At 39.9% G+C, this 20,396-nt stretch carries 8 protein-coding genes; 2 read left to right on the plus strand and 6 right to left on the minus strand.

The features are described from left to right. Positions 1 to 71 precede the first annotated feature (71 nt). The 5 genes from JMX82_RS12925 to wecB form a co-directional block, all read right to left on the minus strand. Positions 72 to 1,643 carry a heparinase II/III family protein gene (locus JMX82_RS12925; protein WP_201540842.1) on the minus strand — a complete coding sequence of 524 codons (1,572 nt, stop codon included), beginning with the start codon at positions 1,641 to 1,643 and terminating at the stop codon, positions 72 to 74. Beyond that, on the minus strand, positions 1,636 to 3,816 hold the full coding sequence (locus JMX82_RS12930) for a glycosyltransferase (RefSeq protein ID WP_201540843.1): 2,181 nt from the start codon (positions 3,814 to 3,816) through the stop codon (positions 1,636 to 1,638). The genes JMX82_RS12925 and JMX82_RS12930 overlap by 8 nt, the downstream gene beginning before the upstream one ends. After that, positions 3,817 to 6,591 (minus strand): glycosyltransferase, encoded by a 2,775-nt coding sequence (locus JMX82_RS12935; protein ID WP_201540844.1) that lies wholly within the window; start codon positions 6,589 to 6,591, stop codon positions 3,817 to 3,819. A 97-nt stretch (positions 6,592 to 6,688) separates the two neighbouring features. Then, the gene (gene wecC, locus JMX82_RS12940) at positions 6,689 to 7,933 is read right to left on the minus strand and encodes a UDP-N-acetyl-D-mannosamine dehydrogenase (RefSeq protein WP_201540845.1); all 1,245 of its coding nucleotides are present in this window, start codon (positions 7,931 to 7,933) and stop codon (positions 6,689 to 6,691) included. Positions 7,934 to 7,959: 26 nt separating this feature from the next. After that, a complete protein-coding gene (gene wecB, locus JMX82_RS12945; RefSeq protein WP_201540846.1) occupies positions 7,960 to 9,117 on the minus strand; it encodes a non-hydrolyzing UDP-N-acetylglucosamine 2-epimerase in 1,158 nt (385 codons plus the stop codon). Positions 9,118 to 9,449: 332 nt separating this feature from the next. Here wecB and JMX82_RS12950 point away from each other — a divergent pair, with 332 nt between their 5' ends. Continuing rightward, the gene (locus JMX82_RS12950) at positions 9,450 to 11,036 is read left to right on the plus strand and encodes an exonuclease SbcCD subunit D C-terminal domain-containing protein (RefSeq protein WP_227676787.1); all 1,587 of its coding nucleotides are present in this window, start codon (positions 9,450 to 9,452) and stop codon (positions 11,034 to 11,036) included. Between the two features lie 104 nt (positions 11,037 to 11,140). Next, positions 11,141 to 15,094, plus strand: coding sequence for an AAA family ATPase (locus JMX82_RS12955; protein ID WP_201540848.1), 3,954 nt, complete (start codon positions 11,141 to 11,143; stop codon positions 15,092 to 15,094). Positions 15,095 to 15,258: 164 nt separating this feature from the next. Here the strand turns inward: JMX82_RS12955 and JMX82_RS12960 are convergent, their stop codons facing one another. Next, on the minus strand, positions 15,259 to 20,106 hold the full coding sequence (locus JMX82_RS12960) for an NAD-glutamate dehydrogenase (RefSeq protein WP_201540849.1): 4,848 nt from the start codon (positions 20,104 to 20,106) through the stop codon (positions 15,259 to 15,261). Positions 20,107 to 20,396 lie beyond the last annotated feature (290 nt).

Below are 20,396 nucleotides of genomic sequence, written 5' to 3' on the forward strand. Positions count from 1 at the left end.
ACTAATTATTATCCTATAGACTAATATTTATTTCCTAACATTTATTTTCAAAAGATATAAAGTTATTATTCTTAATTTTCACTGGTTATTATCCATTTAGTTTCTATTAACGAGGTTTTATCTTTAGTTTTTGGAGATATAGAAACTGAAATTCTATCTTCTACTACACCTTCTTTATAGCTTATCCAACCTACTAGAGGCTTATTGCTTCCACGATAATGGTTAATATCAAAGTTCTCAACTTCTGCTGAAATATATAAATTACCATTAGTTAGACTTATATGGTTGTCATCTGAATCTATTATAGAGAAACCAGGTGGGAAGTGAAACCACTGTCTCAAAGCTCTTGCTTCTGTCATAACTACATTATCTATTACAGAAAACTGAATAGTTCCATTACCAAACAACTTTCTATTTATGTATCTTGAGAAATTGACACCAATAGACTCAAAATCTTTTTGTAATTTACAAGCATATCCATCTTTTCTAAATTCATATTTAACAACAGCATCACTATACAAGTCTTTTTGAGAAAAACTACCCCACCAAGGGAGTGTTATTCCATCAATCTCAACTGTATTGTGAGCAGCTGTAGATGTTAGATAAATTCTCATTGGGTCGTTATAGTTATAAGAAAATCGTCCAGAATCAGAAAATATTAGCTGACCTTTTTCTGAATATTCAAAAGAAAAATCATCTGCGTGTCTGTGTGTTCGATCTGGAAAACCAGAACGTATAATAAGATATGAATCCTCTTTTTTAATATCTAGTTTTGAAAATATAAGATACCCAGCTTCTGGGAAGTCTTTAACTCCTTGCCATCTCAATTTACTTTTAAGACTTATTAAATTAGTATCACCTAATAAAGCTATATATCCGCTTGGATGAAACAAAAAATCGTAATTTATATTAGCTGTTAATAAATCTTTTTGAGTATATGGAAGAGTGGTTTCTTGAAACTCTTCAGATGAAGCTATATCTTCAAAATATTTTAGTATTCTTTTGTGGTACATGGGGCTATTTTCTTTATGAACTAAATCTTCTCCAAACTGCAAACTCCATAGAAACTCTAAGCGAGTATATATTATTGCACGAGTAGATTTAACATCATATCTTTCTGGAAATAAGAATATAATCGCTGCTAACGCTTGAGTTTGAAAAATTCCATGGTTATTTCTTTGAAACTTACTTTCAGATATTAAATAGTCAAAATGTTTATCTAGTAGACCTAGTAACCATATATTAACATCAGAATCAAAGTGCTCAACATCTTTAAACGCTTTAATAATTACTGATAACCTGTGAGTACGAAGTGATACAGCATGATCATGCCATGCAAACGAATTAGAGTTTTCTTTGTTTGCATAATATTTGTCCCAGTCTTTAAAAAACTCAATAGCATCAACGATTGCTTTAGAATCCTTAAAAAACTTGAATTTAGATATAAGTACATCTATCCATTCAAATCCAGATAATCGTAACATCCAGCTTCTGTATTTATAAGGATCTTGATCCCAATCAACTGGAATTTTTGAACTTACAGCGTCTTTATTATAGAAAGTAAAGGAATTACCATCCCAAAGTTTTTTACCAGTATCTTTTCCTAGATTCGAATAATACTGCAGTTTTCTATAGTCATTCATTAATAATGATCTCTGTAATATTTTTAGAGTTTTCTATACTTGAAAATCTTTCTTTTGAATAACTTTTTACTTCATCAGAAAGAGAGTTTATATTTTTCTTACTTTCTTCTATAATATTGGTAGCTTTATCGCTTGAATTAACTATAAATTTTTTGTCATAGATAGTTTTACTACCATCCCAGTTATATATTATAGGAACAGCGCCACTCGCCATTCCTTCAGCTGGTGCTAAATGGAAGCTTTCAAACTCACTTACTGATAGTATATAACCAATTTTTTGTAGCCAAAGGTCGATTGGACCATGGCCTTCAAAAATAACATTGTCCTGCCATCCATTATCTTGTATACGTTGATATTGCTGCTGGTAATAACTCATCTCCTCAGCCTTAGCTTTAGAATGCATCCATGGGTATTCTTCAGGGCGTTTACCTTTAACAAATAATTTGTAACGCTTGTCTTTTTGATAAAGCTTCTCAAAAATATCAAGCGCTCGGTCTAAGCGTTTACGCTGAGGCACATCACCAATCATACCTAAATTAAATCTTGCTTCAGAGGTTTTAGGCTTATTTAACAATTCAGTATCAACAAGATTATAAACCATCTTGCATTTCTGTCTTTCTAACGAAAAATCATGCGCAAACTGTTCTAGCCAATAGGGTGATACCATAATGTACGCATCAATATTTTGATGTGTGAACTTCTCTGGATGACGTGTTGTTATTTCTTGAAGATGCATACGAGTGACGAGTCGTTGTCCCAATTTCTTGTGTTTAGAATACCAAACTGCATTGCCAAGCCCCCACTCACAAAAGATAGTGTCCGCCTGATCCAACAGCTCAAAACTCTTGGCTTCATCGTGCTTATCGTGTCCTTGCCATTGGTCTACTAACAACTCTAAATTATCATCTTCCTCGATTTTCTCCATTATAAATTTAGCGAACTTTAAATCATGACCTGCTATGAGAACTTTCTTTTTATCTTGTGCAAAGGTCAATGCCTCTTTTGCTAGCTTAGCTGTATTAATATGCGAATAACGCTCTATCTCACTATCATTGACTGATAAGTATCCTTGCATCGCATCATACATAGCATCCGCAATACAGTCGATATCAGTTTCAGTTAATGAGGCACCGCCTATTTTGGCTAACATATCAGGCACACAGCCATGCGCCATGGTCACTGCCAAAATAGGTTTTTTTGCACCCATATAATCAGCCAGTTTACCGGGATAAAAAGGTGTGTTCTTAATACCTTGGTCACTAAAATCAGCATCACGTAACAGTAGACAGTCCGCTTCACTCATGATTTTCAGGCTATCTAAATAACTTACCGTTCCTTTAAAGCTCACTGTATCAGCTAATCCGTAGTCAGCAGCGGCTTGTATATAGCGATCATTAGCACCATAAAACTCCAAGACAAACTGTCCTCGTAGTTCAGGGTGTTTTTGTAATAGTCGCTGTGCGCCTAACATGAACGGTTCAGCTGTACGTTTAAATTTGTACAGCATGCCGACATGCATAAAACGGAACACTTTATCTAATCTATTTTCATTACTTTTTTGATCATATGAATCAGGATACATACGTTCATCAAAACAATGCGGTAATACAAAGAACTTTTCTTCATCAAGTTGCTGAGTCTGTGTCGCAACTACCAAGTCTTGCTGATAACGATTGGTTACGATAATACGGTCAGCTTGCTGTAATACCTGTGCTTCAGTTTGACTATCCTCTTTCAGCATTGGAAACTGATAAGAGTCATTAAATGGATTGGCAGCTATCGGATCACCGAATGAAGCGAGCCAGCGTAATTCTGGGCTGCGTTTTTTTATAGCCATTGCTGCCATATGTGACGCTATTTCATGAGAATGAGAAATCATTGCCAAATAATGATTTTTTTGTTTTAACGCCTGATAAAATTCAAGAACTTTATTAATATAATGAACACGAGCTGCTGGATCACGAGCGTTTTCTGAAGCCATGTCAATTTCATAGCGGTTGAAACAGCTAGAGGCAAAACGAAACATGGCTTCATTATCTGGCTTATCAGCTCGTCCGATTTGTAACACATCATATTCATAACCTGTATCTTTTAGGCGTTTAAACAAATTGAATGCTGATGAGCTTTTATAAGGGGGGAAATGCCATGAGACGATAAGGATTTTTTTAGTCATTTATATATTACCCCAATAAACAAAGTCTTCTAATGCTGTATCAATAATTGCGTCATTTACATTACATTTTAGTACCTTGTCGCTACCGTAATATTGATTCTCATCGTTATAAAAAGCATGACCTAGCTTCATGGCATAAGAAACAGTATTGTCAGACTGATTTAAGTATTTATAGGCGGTATCGAAATTCTCTAGTTCTATAAATAGCTGTTTGGCAATAGCAGTTTGTGCAGAAAATATTTTTTTAGCATAGGTTATATCAGCTTCACTGCTTACCGTTATAGCCAGTGTGGCCTTTGGTACGGTAACCTCAATCTCTATATTCAATAACTTACAGATTTGCTGAATACGATGACCATAGGTATGTTCGCGCATGACCCTTCTAACACCTGCCCGAGCTATTTCGTTATATATGCTGGGTGAAGCCTCAAGTTGTATAAGTTGCTCTGAAACACTTAAATGCTCATTTGGCATAATCACTAAATCCCCAAACAGCTCTCGCATACCTTTTGAGTCATTACTAATGATAGGAGTTCCTGAAGCTAGCGATTCATAAACTCGACGCGCGAACATGGTAGACGAGTCTTGGACTGAATTCATATTTACTTGGTATTTATAACCTTTATGTACTTTCCAGATATCTTCAGGTGGTAAATTACCAACTATATTGTATTGATAACGCTCAGGAAAAGTAAATTTCTCTATATCTCTTTGATGGTTTCTATCAAAAATATCATAAGCTATACCAGCCTTTTCAACTTCTGACATAACATGGTTAAAATCAAGACAACGTTTAGGCTTATCGCCATAGTAGGAACCTGCAAACACAGCTTTACCTAATTTTGGAATAATAAAAGCAGGATTATGAATTTTAGGTTGAGCAGCAAATGAAAGCGGATAAACAACAATGCCGAAGTCTGCTTTATATCGCTCAACCATGTTTATATCTGTAGTAATTGCTATATCAAATAACCGAGCAATTGCGCCAAATTTATCATAATGTGGTGGATCCTCTTTGTTCCAAAAAACAGTCGGGATATTGTTTTTCTTGCAGTACTGTAGCAATGGACTGAGCTTTCTCCCACCGCTACTTCCTTTTGTCAGTGTACCCCAGTTGCCATCATTACCACGCCAGCAACTTTCTACTAAAAGAAAATCAATAACATTGTTTTTCATCTGAGACTGCCAATCTTCCTGAGTAACCTTAATAAGATTTACCTCATAGGAAAGACACTCTGTTGTAAATTCATCTAACACACAGGCAATATTGAGATCTGAGGTGAAACGCTTACTATTCGGATCAGAGACAATAGGATTAGGTAAAGGCTTAGACAGCAGTTCTTGAAGATTGCTTTTTTCTTCTCTTTGCTCGTCATAGCAGCGAGCTTTTAAACGGATATCTATTTGCTCATCATCTTTTAAGCCCATACCAGCGATAGAGATTCTTATACTTGCAATACCCTCTGGTGCTTTAATTTTAACAACACTTTTAAGACTATCTTTAATATCAGTACAGTTATTATTTAAGTAGCGAAAATGCTGCTCAAAAGCTGCAGAGACTCCCATTCCAGCTACCAATGCATCTTTTACTTTATTACCTGTTACGTCTAAAAAATCCAGTAAAACAACTGCTTTACGAGAATTTAGATTACTGTTTAGACGATAAAGTACGGCTGCCGCAATTTCTAAAGTGTCGCCTGCTGATTGCACTTTAATTTGAGTTAATTCATTCACATCATTATCTTCGATAGTCGTATCAATAATAGCTTCAGACTTTAATTTTTCTTCTCTTTGCTCGTCATAGCAGCGAGCTTTTAAACGGATATCTATTTGCTCATCATCTTTTAAGCCCATACCAGCGACGGAGATTCTTATACTTGTGATACCCTTTGGTACTTCAACTTTGATGACGTCTTTGAGACTTTCTTCGACATTGTTACAGTTGTTATTTAGGTAGCGAAAATGCTGCCCAAAAGCTGCAGACACTCCTACACCTGTTATATCAACATCTTGTAATTTATTACCTGTAGCATCTAAAAACTCTAATAAAACAATCGCTTTACGAGAGAAAACATCTGTTTTTAAACGGTAAAGTACGGCGGCTGAAAGCTCTAAGGTATCACCTACTGCTGATACCTTTATTTGGGTTAGCTCAGTCACATCATTATTATTGATAGTCGTATCAATAATAGCTTCATGTTTTAAATTAAAGTTAATACTGTCTATTAACTTTTCAGTAGCATGTTTTATATCTTCATTAAGAAAAAGAGAATCTGGAAGACTCTTACTTTCTTTATTCTCTAATGTAGATTCGTCTGCTTTTATTGAACTTAGTATAGTTGCAAGCGCAGTAGTATCGCTTTGCTCTGTATTTACAACTTGCGACTTACTAACAATATTTACTCTTTCACTAGTTAATTGATAATTATTTAATAGCGCTTTATCACTAAGAAGAATAAGCGCTTTATCTACTAACCCTGCACCCTTTAGATTTGGGATTTTTCTTTTACGTGATTCAGTATAGATATCTAGTAGCTTACCTGGTAGCTCTTTGCTAGATGACTTACTGTTTAAAGTATCAATGATAGTCTTACCGAGCTTATAAGAGATAGTATTATGCTCAGTTGTAGTGTCTTTCAGATCTCTATTTTCTGTTTCTAGATGTCGAATGTAGGCTGCTAGTTCATCAGCATCAATACTATTATCCTTATTGATAACTAAATCAGTTCGACTAGCTGTTGTAGTTTTTTTAAATAATTTTTTAAATTTTTTCATAACTCATTTGCCTAAATGTAACTATTAGCTCAAATACGATATTTTTTAACTAATTATACCTAATTAAAAAAATATCAGTTTTATAATTTAGGAGAAATTAAATATTACTAACTACATTCAAAATACGAGCATTACCCAATAAGGATTTATCCGCGAACTCATCATGAGCTACCAACACTACTAATACATCAGCTTGCTTTACACCTTCTTCTAACGATACCAAATTACCAGCTGCTAACTTTTCAGGTAGTTGATTAATATTAGGTTCAACCAATAAGATATTTGCATTATCAGCTTCAAGCATTTTTTGAGCGATATTAACTGCAGGGCTCTCACGCAAATCATCAATATTTGGCTTAAAGGCCAACCCTAATAACGCCACGGTTGGCTTTTCAATACCTTGTGCTTTTAACTTATCGATTTCAGCATTGATTTTACCTATTACCCAGTCAGGCTTACTATCATTGATTTCACGAGCAGCTCGAATTATTTTAGCTTCGTTAGGGTTTTGATTAACGATGAACCAAGGATCAACAGCGATACAGTGACCACCGACCCCAGCACCCGGCTGTAGGATATTGACACGTGGATGATGGTTAGCCAGTTCGATCAGCTCCCAAACATTAATATCGAGCTTATCAGAGATAATAGATAACTCATTAGCAAAGGCAATGCTAACATCACGAGAAGCATTTTCTGTTAGCTTTGCCATCTCAGCCGTACGAGAGTTGGTTGCTAACAACTGGCCTTCTACAAAGATACGATAGACTTCTTGCGCTTTTTTAGTCGACTCTTTAGTCATACCACCGATGATGCGGTCGTTAGAGATCAGTTCTTCTACAACCTTGCCAGGTAACACGCGCTCAGGGCAATAAGCAACAAAGATATCGGCTTCATTATCAGGTTCATGATACTTGGGAAAGGTTAAGTCAGGACGTGCCTCAGCAAGCCACTCAACCATCTGCTCTGTTGCACCTACTGGTGAGGTCGATTCTAAGATGACCAAATCGCCTTTTTCTAATAGTGGTGCCAAGGCTTTACTAACTGCATGAATATAAGACAAATCAGGGGTGTGGTCATCGCCCTTAAACGGCGTCGGTACGGCAATCAGATAAGCATCTGAGTGTACTGGTGTTAGGCTGGCTTTGAGTCTACCGTTATCCACAGCTTGCTTAACAATTGCTTCCAAACCTGGCTCAACGATATGAATCTTGCCTTGATTGATTGTATCGACCGCATGCTGATTGACATCGACACCGACGACATTGGCACCATGATGGGCGAACATCGCAGCTGTTGGTAAACCAATATATCCTAAACCAAACACACAAATATTTTTCATCTTAATCCCGTCTATTTAATATTAAGTTAGCTTAACGCTTCAGTTTTAGCAGTTTGCTCGTATAAGAACTCAACGATCGTCTTAGCAATACGTTGTGAGGCTTTACCATCACCATAAGGATTATGGGCTTGGCTCATTTTTAAATAAATAGCGTCGTTTTCAATCAGATTGCTAACTTCAGCGACGATGGTAGGACCGTGAGTACCTACTAGCTTAACGGTACCTGCCTTGACTGCTTCTTGGCGTTCAGTCGTTTCACGCATGACTAATACTGGAATACCAAGCGATGGCGCTTCCTCTTGAATACCACCTGAATCCGTGAGAATAATATGGCTGGTACTCATCAAATAGACAAAAGGCAGATAATCCTGTGGCGCAATAAGTTTGACATTATTAAGACCGCTTAGTAAGCGATTGACAGGCTCTTTAACATTAGGATTTAGATGAACAGGATAAACAAACTCATAGTCTGGATACTTTTGAGCCAGATCTTTGATTGCTTGGCAGATAGACTCAAAGCCTTCTCCAAAATTTTCACGGCGGTGACCCGTAATAAGGACCCGACGTTTATTAAAGTCCAATTCTGAAAACTGCTGCTGTAATTCCAATCGTAGTGATGCGTTATTTTCTAACTTATCTTTAACATCTAACAAGGCATCTACAACGGTGTTACCAGTAACATAGATGTATTCTGGGTTGTTATGCTCATCATACAAATTTTGCGCGGCAGCTTTGGTTGGTGAGAAGTGCAACTTGGTAATGACACTAGTTAGTTGTCTGTTAGCCTCTTCTGGCCAAGGTGAATAAAGACTATAGGTACGCAGCCCAGATTCAACGTGTCCGATCGGTATTTGTTGGTAAAATGCTGCTTGTGCACCGCATAGTGTGGTCGATGTATCGCCGTGTACCAGTACTAAATCAGGCTTGCATTCTTGTAAAATAGGCTCAAGTGCCATTAGCATTCTAGAGCTAGCTTGGGTCAGGCTCTGATTGCTTTTCATGATATCTAAATCATAGTCGGGAACTATCTCAAATAGAGCTAGCACCTTATCTAGCATTTCACGATGTTGGGCAGTCACACAAACGATGGATTGAATATCAGGATTGGCTTCTAAAGCTTTAACAACAGGCGCCATTTTAATCGCTTCAGGACGTGTACCAAAAATACTAAGGACTTTTTTCATAGAAACACTTTTTTAGTTTTGTGAGAGTAAGAATGTCATGTAAGCCTTTAAAAGGCTTTAGGATATATAATTTTTCACTATCGATACAACTCAATAACAGACAGCATATTAGAGATAAAGTAAACGTTTATCAACCATTACATACCGCTTATCGGAGCCAATAAAATAAATTCCTTTTAAAAACAAGTAATTATGACGTATAGGTTTTGTACGCAGTTTTAAAGAAATTATAGCTATAGACGAAATCTTATATATGTCTTGAGAGAGTCATCTTCAACATAGAAAATTTTGCTAGAATGAATACTTTCTATCAAATGTCCTTAAGCTCAATTATGTCCATACCTGCCGATACTAAATTCATGCCAAAACCTCTCACTATCCTCCATACTTCCGACTGGCATTTGGGGCGTAGGCTTTATGGACGAATGCGTTATGACGAATTTGAGTCGTTTTTAGGTTGGCTACAAGACACCATTAGCCTGCAGAAAGTGGATATATTAATCGTTGCTGGTGATATCTTTGACACCATGACCCCAAGCAATAGAGCTCAAGCGCTATATTATGAATTTTTAGGAAAAGTTTCAAAATCATGCTGTCAACATATTGTCATCGTCGCAGGCAACCACGATTCCCCGACATTTTTAGATGCACCAAGCAATGTACTCAAGTTTTTAAACGTCCATGTTATCGGTACGGCTTGTGAAGACTTAAACGATGAAGTATTGGTATTAGATGATACAGATGGAAACCCGCATTGTATTATTGCGGCTGTCCCCTATTTGCGTGATCGTGATGTCCGTAGCAGTAGTGCTGGCGAGTCGGCTGATAGCAAAGATGCCAATGTCATTAAAGGCATTCGTGCTCATTACGATGAAGTGGCTAGCATTGCCAAAGCCAAACAGGCTCAATTAATCGAAGCAAACCAGCGTCACATTCCCATCATTGCTACAGGGCATCTATTTGCAGCCGGTGGCACCACTACTGAAGACGATGGTGTGCGTGAGCTTTATGTCGGCTCACTCGGTAAGATTTCTGCTGACATGTTCGATGAAAGTTTTGACTATGTGGCGCTTGGGCATTTGCACGTACCGCAACGCGTCGGTGGTCGTGAGAGCATTCGCTATTCAGGCTCGCCAATCGCGATGGGATTTGGTGAGGCAAAACAGCAAAAACAAGTATTACTGGTACAGTTTGGTGCAGTAGCAAATGACATTAGCAGTCAAAAGTCAGCCTCAGATAATATAGTTGAAAGCATTATTCCTCAGCTGACCAATACCGTTACCCTTACCCTGATTGAAAAACCTGCTAAGAAAGCAGCCAGTCAGGCGACGGATTTTATGGACGATTTATTTGGTTTTGATAACACAGCAGAAAGCGAAGAGAATACGCAAAAAGCTTTTGAAGAATCAATTTCTAATCAGATAGACGCTATACAGAGTAATGATTCCACAAATAACTCTATTGCATCCTCCAACCTATTACATCATGACGAATCACAGCAGATGCAGGTTATTTCCTTACCTATTCCAAAGTTTCAACAACTGGCGCAAGTTTCAGGTGATTTGGAGTGCATTAATCAGGCTATAGATAAAGTCATTCAATCTCTTGACGCAACACAGTCTGTATGGCTCGAAATTATTTATACGGGTGAGGAGATTATCAGCGAGTTACGTGAGCACATCCAAACGATGGTAGATAATTTGCCGTGCGAGGTGTTAAAAATCAAAAACACTCGTACCTATAATAAAGTACTAAATCAACAACAGATCTCTGAGACGCTACAAGATTTAAATGAGGAAGAAGTATTCGAGCGTTGCTTGATTGCTCATGATATTCCTGATGAGCAAAAATCATCCTTACGTGACGCCTATGATCAAATCGTTTATAACTTACGTCACGAAGATACTCAGGCTGAATAGCATTATGTAATCAAGCAACGCTGTTGATAGAAGCTAGCCAGAATAACAGCTTCATTTATCATTATTACCCTCTTTATTACTACCTATAAAAATAAGACCCTATCATGCGCCTAATCGAACTACGACTTAAAAACTTGAATTCTTTAAAAGGCGAATGGCACATTGATTTTAGTGATCCCGCTTTTCTTAATGAAGGCATCTTTGCCATTACTGGGCAAACGGGGGCTGGCAAGACGACCATATTGGATGCGATTTGTTTAGCACTCTATAGCCAAACGCCGAGACTCGGCGATATCACTGGTTCAACGAACGAGATCATGACCCAAGGTACAGGTGAATGCTCAGCAGAAGTCATTATCGAGATTGATTCCAAGCGTTATCAATGCTACTGGTATCAACATCGTGCCCACAAAAAAGCCAAGGGCAACCTATTACCAATTAAGCATGAGATTAGTGAGGTGCAGACCGGCAAGATTTTAGAAGAGAAGAAGTCCAAAACTTCTGCCCATATACAAAACCTCATCGGCATGGATTTTAATCAATTTACGCGCTCCATCATGCTAGCACAGGGCAGTTTTGCCGCGTTTTTAAAGTCTGATATTGGCGATAGAGCCGCGATTTTAGAGAAAATAACGGGCACTGCTATTTATGCCAAAATATCGCTAAACGTTCATGAAAAAAAACGCTCTGAGGAAGACGTACTTGGCAAACTACAGGCAGGCGTGAATAGCTTGTCGTTATTAGGTATTGAAGACGAAAAGCTACTGGTAGCAGATTTAGAGCGCTTTAACCAACAGCAAAACACACAGCGCCAAACATTCAAAACCCTAAGTGAACAGCTACAGTGGCTGGATAGCGTTCAGCAGCTACAGAAAAATCTCTCGACCTATCAGAGTGATTTTTCAGCGGCACAACAAGCGCAGCAAGCCTTTATGCCAGAAGCACAGCGCTTAAACATTGCTAATAAAGCTCTAGAGATTGACAGTCACTTCCGAGAGCTGAGCTACAACCGAAATTTGGTCAAACAGTTAGAGGTTGAGCAGCAAGGTTTACTTAATAAGATTCCAACTCAGCAAGAAGTACTGGCACAAGCTTCAATCCATTTAAATAATATCAATACCATTGAAAAGCAAGCCACAGATAGCCTACATGCTACTTTGCCTATTATTAAAAAGACGCGTGAGTTGGATACTGAGATAAAACAGCACTCTTATTCTTTAGCTAGCGATAATAAAAGTAAAGATGCATTAGTTAGTAACACTCAACAATTAGGTCAAGATATAGCTGACCAAAAGCAAACAGAGCAAGATGTCAGAACTCAGCTTAGCAGTATAGAAAAATACTTCCGCGATTACCAAGAGCTAAACGACCTCGATACAGATATGGTGACCTTTGACAGTAGCTGCAGCCGATTAGTGGTGTTGCTAGAAGATAATGTCAGCTCAGCGGCGGATAAGCTTGCGCATGACAATCAATCAAGCCAGCTACAAGCTGATTTCGATAAATTATCTAAGCAACAAGCCGCAGATGAATTGTTAATTAAGCAAAAACGCGAGAAATTGGTCAGCGTACAACAGCAGCAAGCCACACTCATTCAAAACCAGCCCATTGCTAATATGCGTAGCGAGCAAGAGCAAATCGATCAAATCAGCACCCAGATTGCGCAAGCCAGCTTTAAATTACAGCAGCTGTCTGAGCGTACCAACCAAACTCAACACATCAATGCAACGTTACCCACACTGAACCAAGAGCTTAAGACTTTAGAAGGTTTGATTGACAGTCACAAGATAAATATTGAAGAGGTTAAGCTCAAAAAGCAAGATAGGCAAGAGCATCTACATCTACTACAAAAGGTCGCTAAGCTTGAAGATTATATAGTAGAGCTAGAGGATGGGTCGCCCTGCCCGCTTTGCGGCGCGCATGAGCATCCTTATGGTAAACATCATCCGTTATTAGACCCTAGTACCAAAAATAATAATACCGACGCCAATGACGATCAAAAACAGTCGTCCACAATAAAACAGACTAAGGCGCAATTAACTCAGCAGCACATAGCTGAATTAGAAACTATTATTGATAATCTTGAGCAGGCTTTATCTAAACATCATATCGACCATGCCACCAAAAAAGAAGCCATCAATAATCAACAGCAGCAGTTAGCGCCCTTGCAGCAGCAATCTAAAATTTTACACGCTGATATTCAGTCTAACCTTTCCTCGCTATTTAACACTGAAAATAGTTATTCGAAATCGACTGTGGCAATTATCAATCCACTGGCGCAGATTAACAACGATACTGATATTCATATTGATCACGGTTTATCCTTATTAAGCATCATCAAACACAAACTGACTGAGCATAAACAGTCTCTTAAAACGATAGTCGTCAAATATGACAACCTAGCTGAAAGTGCTGCAACGCTCAGTACTGCCATCGAAGCCGATGAACAGCAGCAACAGCTACTTAGTCGCGACATTAATAATCTGACGACTGATATCAAGCTAAATGCTCAAAAAGTTGAAAGTGTCGAAGATAAGATTGCCACTAATTTTTCTGAACTCATACTCATGATGACCGATATTTCATCTTTGGTGAGTAAGTATCCAACGGCTAAATACGAGAATCATTTAACGATAGCGCTCAAAGCGACTGACGTTCAAGGCGCACTGCAGCAGCTCATTGAAAGCCTTCATAAGCAAACAGTATTAGCAAGCGCAGATTATGATGAGCATATTGACCAGTTGCGGGCACAACGTCATGCTTTGAAGCAATTAAAGCAATATCACCATGAGCAAAGTAGCCGCCAACAGCAACTCACCAATACTCTGAGCAGCCTGACTGCGAATATTGAGAGTAAGCAAGCACAGCTCGCCAATGATGAGACCGCACTCAAAGAATTAGAGACATTAATTGATAATAAAACAGAGGATATCGAAAAATTAAAGACAGATAGAAAAGCGCTATTCGCAGATAAAGATACAGATTATGAAGAAAACCAGTTACGCAGCGCTGCTGATGAGGCTAAAGCCAAACAAATCATAGCGCAAAGACAGCTAGATTCTGTACTGCAATCTTTAGAACAATTAAAGCTCAGAGAGCAACAGCTAGCCAAAGAGCGACAGTTGGCGACTACTACCGTAAATACACAGGACAGTATTTTTACTAACTTACTCGCAGAGTCAAAGTTCGCCGATGAAGCAGATTTTTTGAGTGCGCGTCTGCCTAAAGAAGAGCGTGAGGCATTACATATACGTAAACTAGCGATTGATAATGCCCTACAACAGGCTAAGTTGCATTTAAATAGTACCCAGCAAGCATTAGAGCAAAAACTTGCCACACCTATGACAGATGAAGACCGAGAAACACTTGCTGGCAAGCATCATCAAATACAAATAGATATTGATGAGTTAAGTCAAAAAATCGGTGCGATTGACCAAAAGCTTAAGGATAACGACAGTCAAAAAGGGCAACAGGCGACACAGCTGATTGCAATCGATGAACAAAAACAAAAACTACAAGTTTGGCAGCAGCTACATACGTTAATTGGTTCTGCTGATGGCAAAAAATATCGCACCTTTGCGCAAGGATTAACGTTTGAGGTCATGATTAGCCATGCCAATACGCAACTGCAAAAAATGAGTGACCGCTATTTGCTCATTCATGATGACAGTAATCCGCTTGAGCTTAATGTGATTGATAACTATCAAGGCGGTGATATTCGCAGTACCAAAAATCTATCGGGCGGCGAAGGATTTATTATCAGCTTGGCGCTCGCCCTTGGGCTATCGCAGATGGCGAGTCACAACATTCGCGTGGATTCACTGTTTTTGGATGAAGGGTTTGGTACGCTTGATGAAGAGTCGCTTGATATTGCGCTCGATACTTTAACGAGCTTACAGCAAGAAGGTAAGCTTATTGGTATTATCTCTCACGTACAGGCGTTAAAAGATCGCATCTTGACTCAAATCAAGGTTGAAAAAATCTCGGGTGGTTTTAGCCAAATCAGTGGTCAAGGCTGTCGCCGAGTGGTCAATATTACTAATGAAAAAGCCTCGTAAGTTAAAGCGGTCATCAAGAGTCGAGCGTGCATCACGCAGTTGATTACTTTTTACGCTTATTACGCTTAGCCAGACAATAAAAAACCACCGTTATTAATTAACGGTGGTTTTTTTGAAAAGATCTTTATCTTGTTGTTTATTGAATGATTAGTTGCTTAGTTTAGTTACTTGGTTACCAAACCGCTTAGCTCACTCATCAATACTGACAACGTTGAAAGACCAATTTGACCATTTTCATCATTGCTATGCAGATTATCTAACTTGCTCATCTCTGTGGTGACAGACTCCAGATGATCCAAGTGACGTGAACGCCATTCACCAAACGCTTGCTTTGCATCTGGTTTAGATAATATGGCATCCATCAGTAGACGTAGGCTACGTGACAGCTCGTTCATCAACGCATGGCGTGCGCGGCGATCCCAGTAGTCTTGCTGTGGTAACGTTGCGATGTTGTCCATCATCCAATCTAACTGCAAGACGTGATAGGCATCAAAGTACAACGTTGCAATCTCATCAACAGGACGCTCATATTGCTCAGCGAGCAGTGCGGCATCAAGTGCATCAACATGATAAGGCAGCATCGCAAACAACGCGGCATCACTATTAGACAGATCATTCTGCATCAGGCTAGTAGTATCTTCTTGCAAGTATTCTGCAAATTGTTGCTCAATAAAGCCGCCTGATTTGGTTAATTTCTCAACACTATCGCTAAAGCGACTGATCATGTCAGCGACTTGTAATTCTTGACCAAAGGCATTGATAAACCAAACCACACCTTGCTCAAGCGCGTCACGTAGACGTAGTTCAAGAGTTAGCAGTAATGTAGCATCGACTTGATTGTCCAATGCTTCAAGCGTGTTCCAAGCTTTTGATACATTGAAGACATCACGGCTAATCGCATAACCACGTACGATGGTCGCCAGCGATTGATCTGTTTCCTCATAAAGACGGAACAGTGCTTCAATGCCCAAACGATTGACCACACTATTGGTCAAATAGGTGCTGATAATCTCACGATGTAAGCGATGTTCAGTCATCTCATCAAAAAACCGCGTCGCCAGCTCATCAGGGAAATACTTGCGCAGCTCATTGATAAAGTACGCATCATCTGGCAAGTCTGATGATAACAAGTTGTCATACACCCACATTTTGCCATAAGCCATGACAACTGCCAGCTCAGGGTTGGTCAAGCCAGTATCTGCTTTTTGACGTTTGGCAATTTCTTCATCTGATGGCAGATATTCAATCGCCCGATCAAGACGCCCTTCGCCTTCTAACATCTGAATAAAACGCTGATGATCGCTTAAGTTAGCCGCCGCACGAATGTGGCTAAGCTCAATGGCTTGTGGTTGAAGGTAATTTTGACGCAATACCAGCTCTGCCACGCTATCAGTCATGCTTTCAAGCAACTCATTACGCTGCTTTAAAGTCATGTCGCCTTGCTCGACCACTTTACCAAGTAGAATTTTGATATTGACTTCATGATCTGAGCAGTTTACGCCGCCTGAGTTATCGATAGCGTCGGTATAAATGCGACCGCCTGTTTGTGCATATTCGATACGCCCTTGCTGGGTAAAGCCTAAGTTACCACCTTCACCAACGATAGCCGTACGTAGCTCATTGCCGTTGACTCGTACTGCGTCATTGGCACGGTCGCCGACATCAGCATGGCTCTCATTCACGCTTTTCACATAAGTACCGATACCGCCATTCCAAATAAGGTCAACAGGCGATTTTAACAACGCACTGATTAACTCATTGGGTGCCATGCTATCTTCAGCGATATCAAAACGCTGTTTCATCTCAGCACTGAGCGTGATGCTCTTATCTTGGCGGGAGAAAACGCCACCTCCTTGGCTAATAAGCGACTTTTCATAGTCATCCCACGTCGAACGCGGCATGTCAAATAAGCGGGCACGTTCTGCGTGTGAAGCAGCAGCATCTGGATTCGGATCAATAAAGATATGTAGATGGTTAAATGCAGCGACCAGCTGGGTATGGGTTGAGAGCAGCATACCATTGCCGAATACGTCACCACTCATATCGCCAATACCAACCACGGTAAAGTTGTCACGGTTCTGAATGTCCATGCCGCGCATACGGAAGTGACGTTTAACCGACTCCCAACCACCGCGTGCAGTGATACCCATGGCTTTGTGATCGTAACCAACCGAGCCTCCCGAAGCAAAGGCATCGTCGAGCCAGAAATCATATTCAGCAGACAAGGCATTGGCAATATCAGAGAAGCTGGCCGTTCCTTTATCAGCCGCAACCACTAAGTACGGATCATCTTCATCATGACGCACGGTGTTGGCTGGCGGGACAATTTTTCCATCAACGATATTATCCGTCACATCGAGCATGCCGCGTAGGAATGCTTGATAACAAGCAATGCCTTCGGCTTGGAATGCGTCGCGACCATCTGCCATGGTTTTGGTTTTGACGATAAAACCGCCTTTTGAACCAACAGGAACGATTACGGCGTTTTTGACCATTTGTGCTTTGACCAAACCAAGTACTTCGGTGCGGAAATCTTCCATACGATCCGACCAACGCAGACCGCCACGAGCCACTTTACCACCGCGCAAATGCACGGCTTCAACACGCGGCGAATACACGAATATCTCAAACATCGGTTTTGGTTTTGGTAGATTAGGAATATCTGCTGCCAAAAACTTAAACGATAAACGATCTTTACGCTGACCATCGCTATCGGTTTGATAGAAGTTAGTGCGTACCATGGCGTTAATTAAATCTAAGTACCAACGTAAGATACGGTCTTCATCCAAGCTATCCACACCTGCCAATGCCGCCGTGATTTTCTGTTGAATCTGCGCGGTTTTTTCTGTGCGCTCATCTTCACTGTACTTAGGGTTCATACGGGCATCAAACAGACTACCGAGCGCCACGCTAATGTCGCTATTTTTTACTACCGTTTGCTGAATATACGTACTAGAGAATGGTGCTTTCGCTTGCATCATATAGCGTGACAATGCTCGTAGTACCACCACATCATAAGTATCTAAGTTGGTCGTCAATACCAATTCGTTAAAGGAGTCGCTCTCGACATGTCCCGCCCAAATCTGCTTGAGACTGTCTTCAAACTGACCACGCACCACTTGCATGTTGACAGTATCGACATGCTCCAGTGTTAGTTCATACTCTTGCATCCAAATGGGCTGCTCTGGCAAATCAAACTCATAGGTTTGTGCTGAAATGACAGACACACCAAAGTTTTCAAGGATTGGCAGGACTTTAGACAAAATAACGGGTTGCTCACGACCATACAGTTTTAGGTGTAATTGATTGCTTGCATCGCCCGTTGACTGGTATAAATGCCAAATCATCGGCTGTTCTGATGTCAATACAGCCAAACGCTTGGTGTCTTCAACCGCAGTACGGGCATCAAAACGCTCTTGATAAGCGGCAGGGATATAATTCAAAAAGCGACGGTTTAAAGCATTGGCTTGTTGCTCACCCACATTATCCAGCAGCATCTTTTGATAGCTGTCGCTCCATGATTGCATTAAAGCAGATAGTTTTGCTTCAAGTGCAGCAGTATCGACGTCTTTCACTTGACCTGGCACTGTACGCACATGGACATGCACACGTGCGTGAGCTGATTCATTGAATTCTGTGGTAAACCCTGATGATGTGCCACCGTAGGCTTCTTTTAGGACGTTCTGTACTTTGATACGTAGCTCGGTGTTGAACTTGTCGCGCGGGATATAGACCAAGCATGAGACAAAACGTTGATAATGATCCACACGGCTGAATAGGCGCAGGCTCTTTTTATCTTGCAACTGGCTGATACCAGAAACGATAGGATATAGCTCTTCGACGCTGGCTTGAAAGAGGTCGTCACGCGGCAAGGTGTTAATCACATGCATCATTTTATGGTGTGCATGACCGTCACGCGGCAATTCTGCCATCGCCATAATCTTATTGGCTTTGTCACGTAATAGCGGAATTTGCTGTACCGTTAGTTGATACGCTTGTGAGGTCAATAGACCAATAAATCGATATTCACCAACCAGCTTACCACTATCATCAAACTTATGAATACCTAAAAAATCCATATATACGGGACGATGCACAGGCGATACACGGCTTGATTTGGACAACATCAACACTCGTGGTTCAGTCAATAGTTGCTTTAATACTTTTGGCAATTGGCTAAAACTTTCTGACAGTTTATCTTCTTCGGCACCGCGTAATAGACCAAGACCGCTATTACCAATGGCGAATAAATCTAAATCAGCAGGTTCAGCATTCACTTCGACAGCCTGCCCGCCTTCCAAACGGTATTCGCGATAACCTAAGAATATAAAATGATCGTCTAATATCCAATCTAAAAACGCTTGTATCTCTTGCTGCGAGTAAAAAACTTCTGGCAGTGGTTTGTTTGATAGCTCAGCTTTGATATCCGTCAACTGCGCACGCATCTGCTTCCAATCGCCAACGACTGTATCTAGCGTATCAATTTTTGCCAATAACATTTGCTGTAATGCAGCCAGATCTTCATCATCTTGATAGGCAATTTCACAATGAATCAAAGACAAATGAGAGGTCGCGCTTTCATGTGCGCCTTCGACATGAATAATATGACCATTATCATCACGTGCAACACTGACAATGATGTTATAAGTACGATGAACATCGATGCCTTCAGACTCAAGACTCATCAAAATCGTATCGACTAAAAACGGTCTGTCATAGGCAACAATTTGAATAACCGTATGTGAGCTATGAAAATGCTGCTCTTCTGCTTTGGGGTTCAGCACCTTCAGTTGTGGCTTGCTGCCATCATAGGCTTGGAGCAACGTAAAATGATGTAATGCCATGCCCGCTAGGTCAGCATTACTGATAGTCTCAGCTGCCTCTGCGTGCAATGGCTGATAGTAGCTATGAATAAAATGATCAAATAACGATTTGTCTTTTTGTACATAACTGGTAGCAATATCGCTTATCTGGCTGATGCGCTCTTTTGCGATACTGAGGGAGTTTGGCATGTCCTTCATCCTTTTTTATAGATTTGATTTATCATTTATTTAAGTTTATTGATTCGTAATAACTAATGGCAGCGCATAAATATGTGAAACATTATTAGTGCTGCGGAGCAGTATATCCATTTACGCAATTTATTCTGTTTTTTCTTGATATTTTAAGTTTCTCTCCTTTTTTCACCCTTATTTTTAGGAATATGTCGCAATTGGGATTTAATGCCATTAATTTAGTGAAGTGTAACGTACATAGCGCGCCAGCTAAAGCGTACAACATCATTTCATGAATCAGCAACATG

It is taken from the genome of Psychrobacter sp. 1044 (genome assembly GCF_904846525.1).
Classification (GTDB): domain Bacteria; phylum Pseudomonadota; class Gammaproteobacteria; order Pseudomonadales; family Moraxellaceae; genus Psychrobacter.

Excerpts from the sequence above, each read along its gene's own strand:
- JMX82_RS12955 (WP_201540848.1), top strand. The coding sequence starts at position 11,141 with ATGCGCCTAATCGAACTACGACTTAAAAACTTGAATTCTTTAAAAGGC.
- JMX82_RS12960 (WP_201540849.1), bottom strand. The coding sequence starts at position 20,106 with ATGCCAAACTCCCTCAGTATCGCAAAAGAGCGCATCAGCCAGATAAGC.
- JMX82_RS12930 (WP_201540843.1), bottom strand. The coding sequence starts at position 3,816 with ATGACTAAAAAAATCCTTATCGTCTCATGGCATTTCCCCCCTTATAAA.
- JMX82_RS12950 (WP_227676787.1), top strand. The coding sequence starts at position 9,450 with ATGTCCATACCTGCCGATACTAAATTCATGCCAAAACCTCTCACTATC.
- JMX82_RS12935 (WP_201540844.1), bottom strand. The coding sequence starts at position 6,591 with ATGAAAAAATTTAAAAAATTATTTAAAAAAACTACAACAGCTAGTCGA.
- wecC (WP_201540845.1), bottom strand. The coding sequence starts at position 7,933 with ATGAAAAATATTTGTGTGTTTGGTTTAGGATATATTGGTTTACCAACA.
- wecB (WP_201540846.1), bottom strand. The coding sequence starts at position 9,117 with ATGAAAAAAGTCCTTAGTATTTTTGGTACACGTCCTGAAGCGATTAAA.
- JMX82_RS12925 (WP_201540842.1), bottom strand. The coding sequence starts at position 1,643 with ATGAATGACTATAGAAAACTGCAGTATTATTCGAATCTAGGAAAAGAT.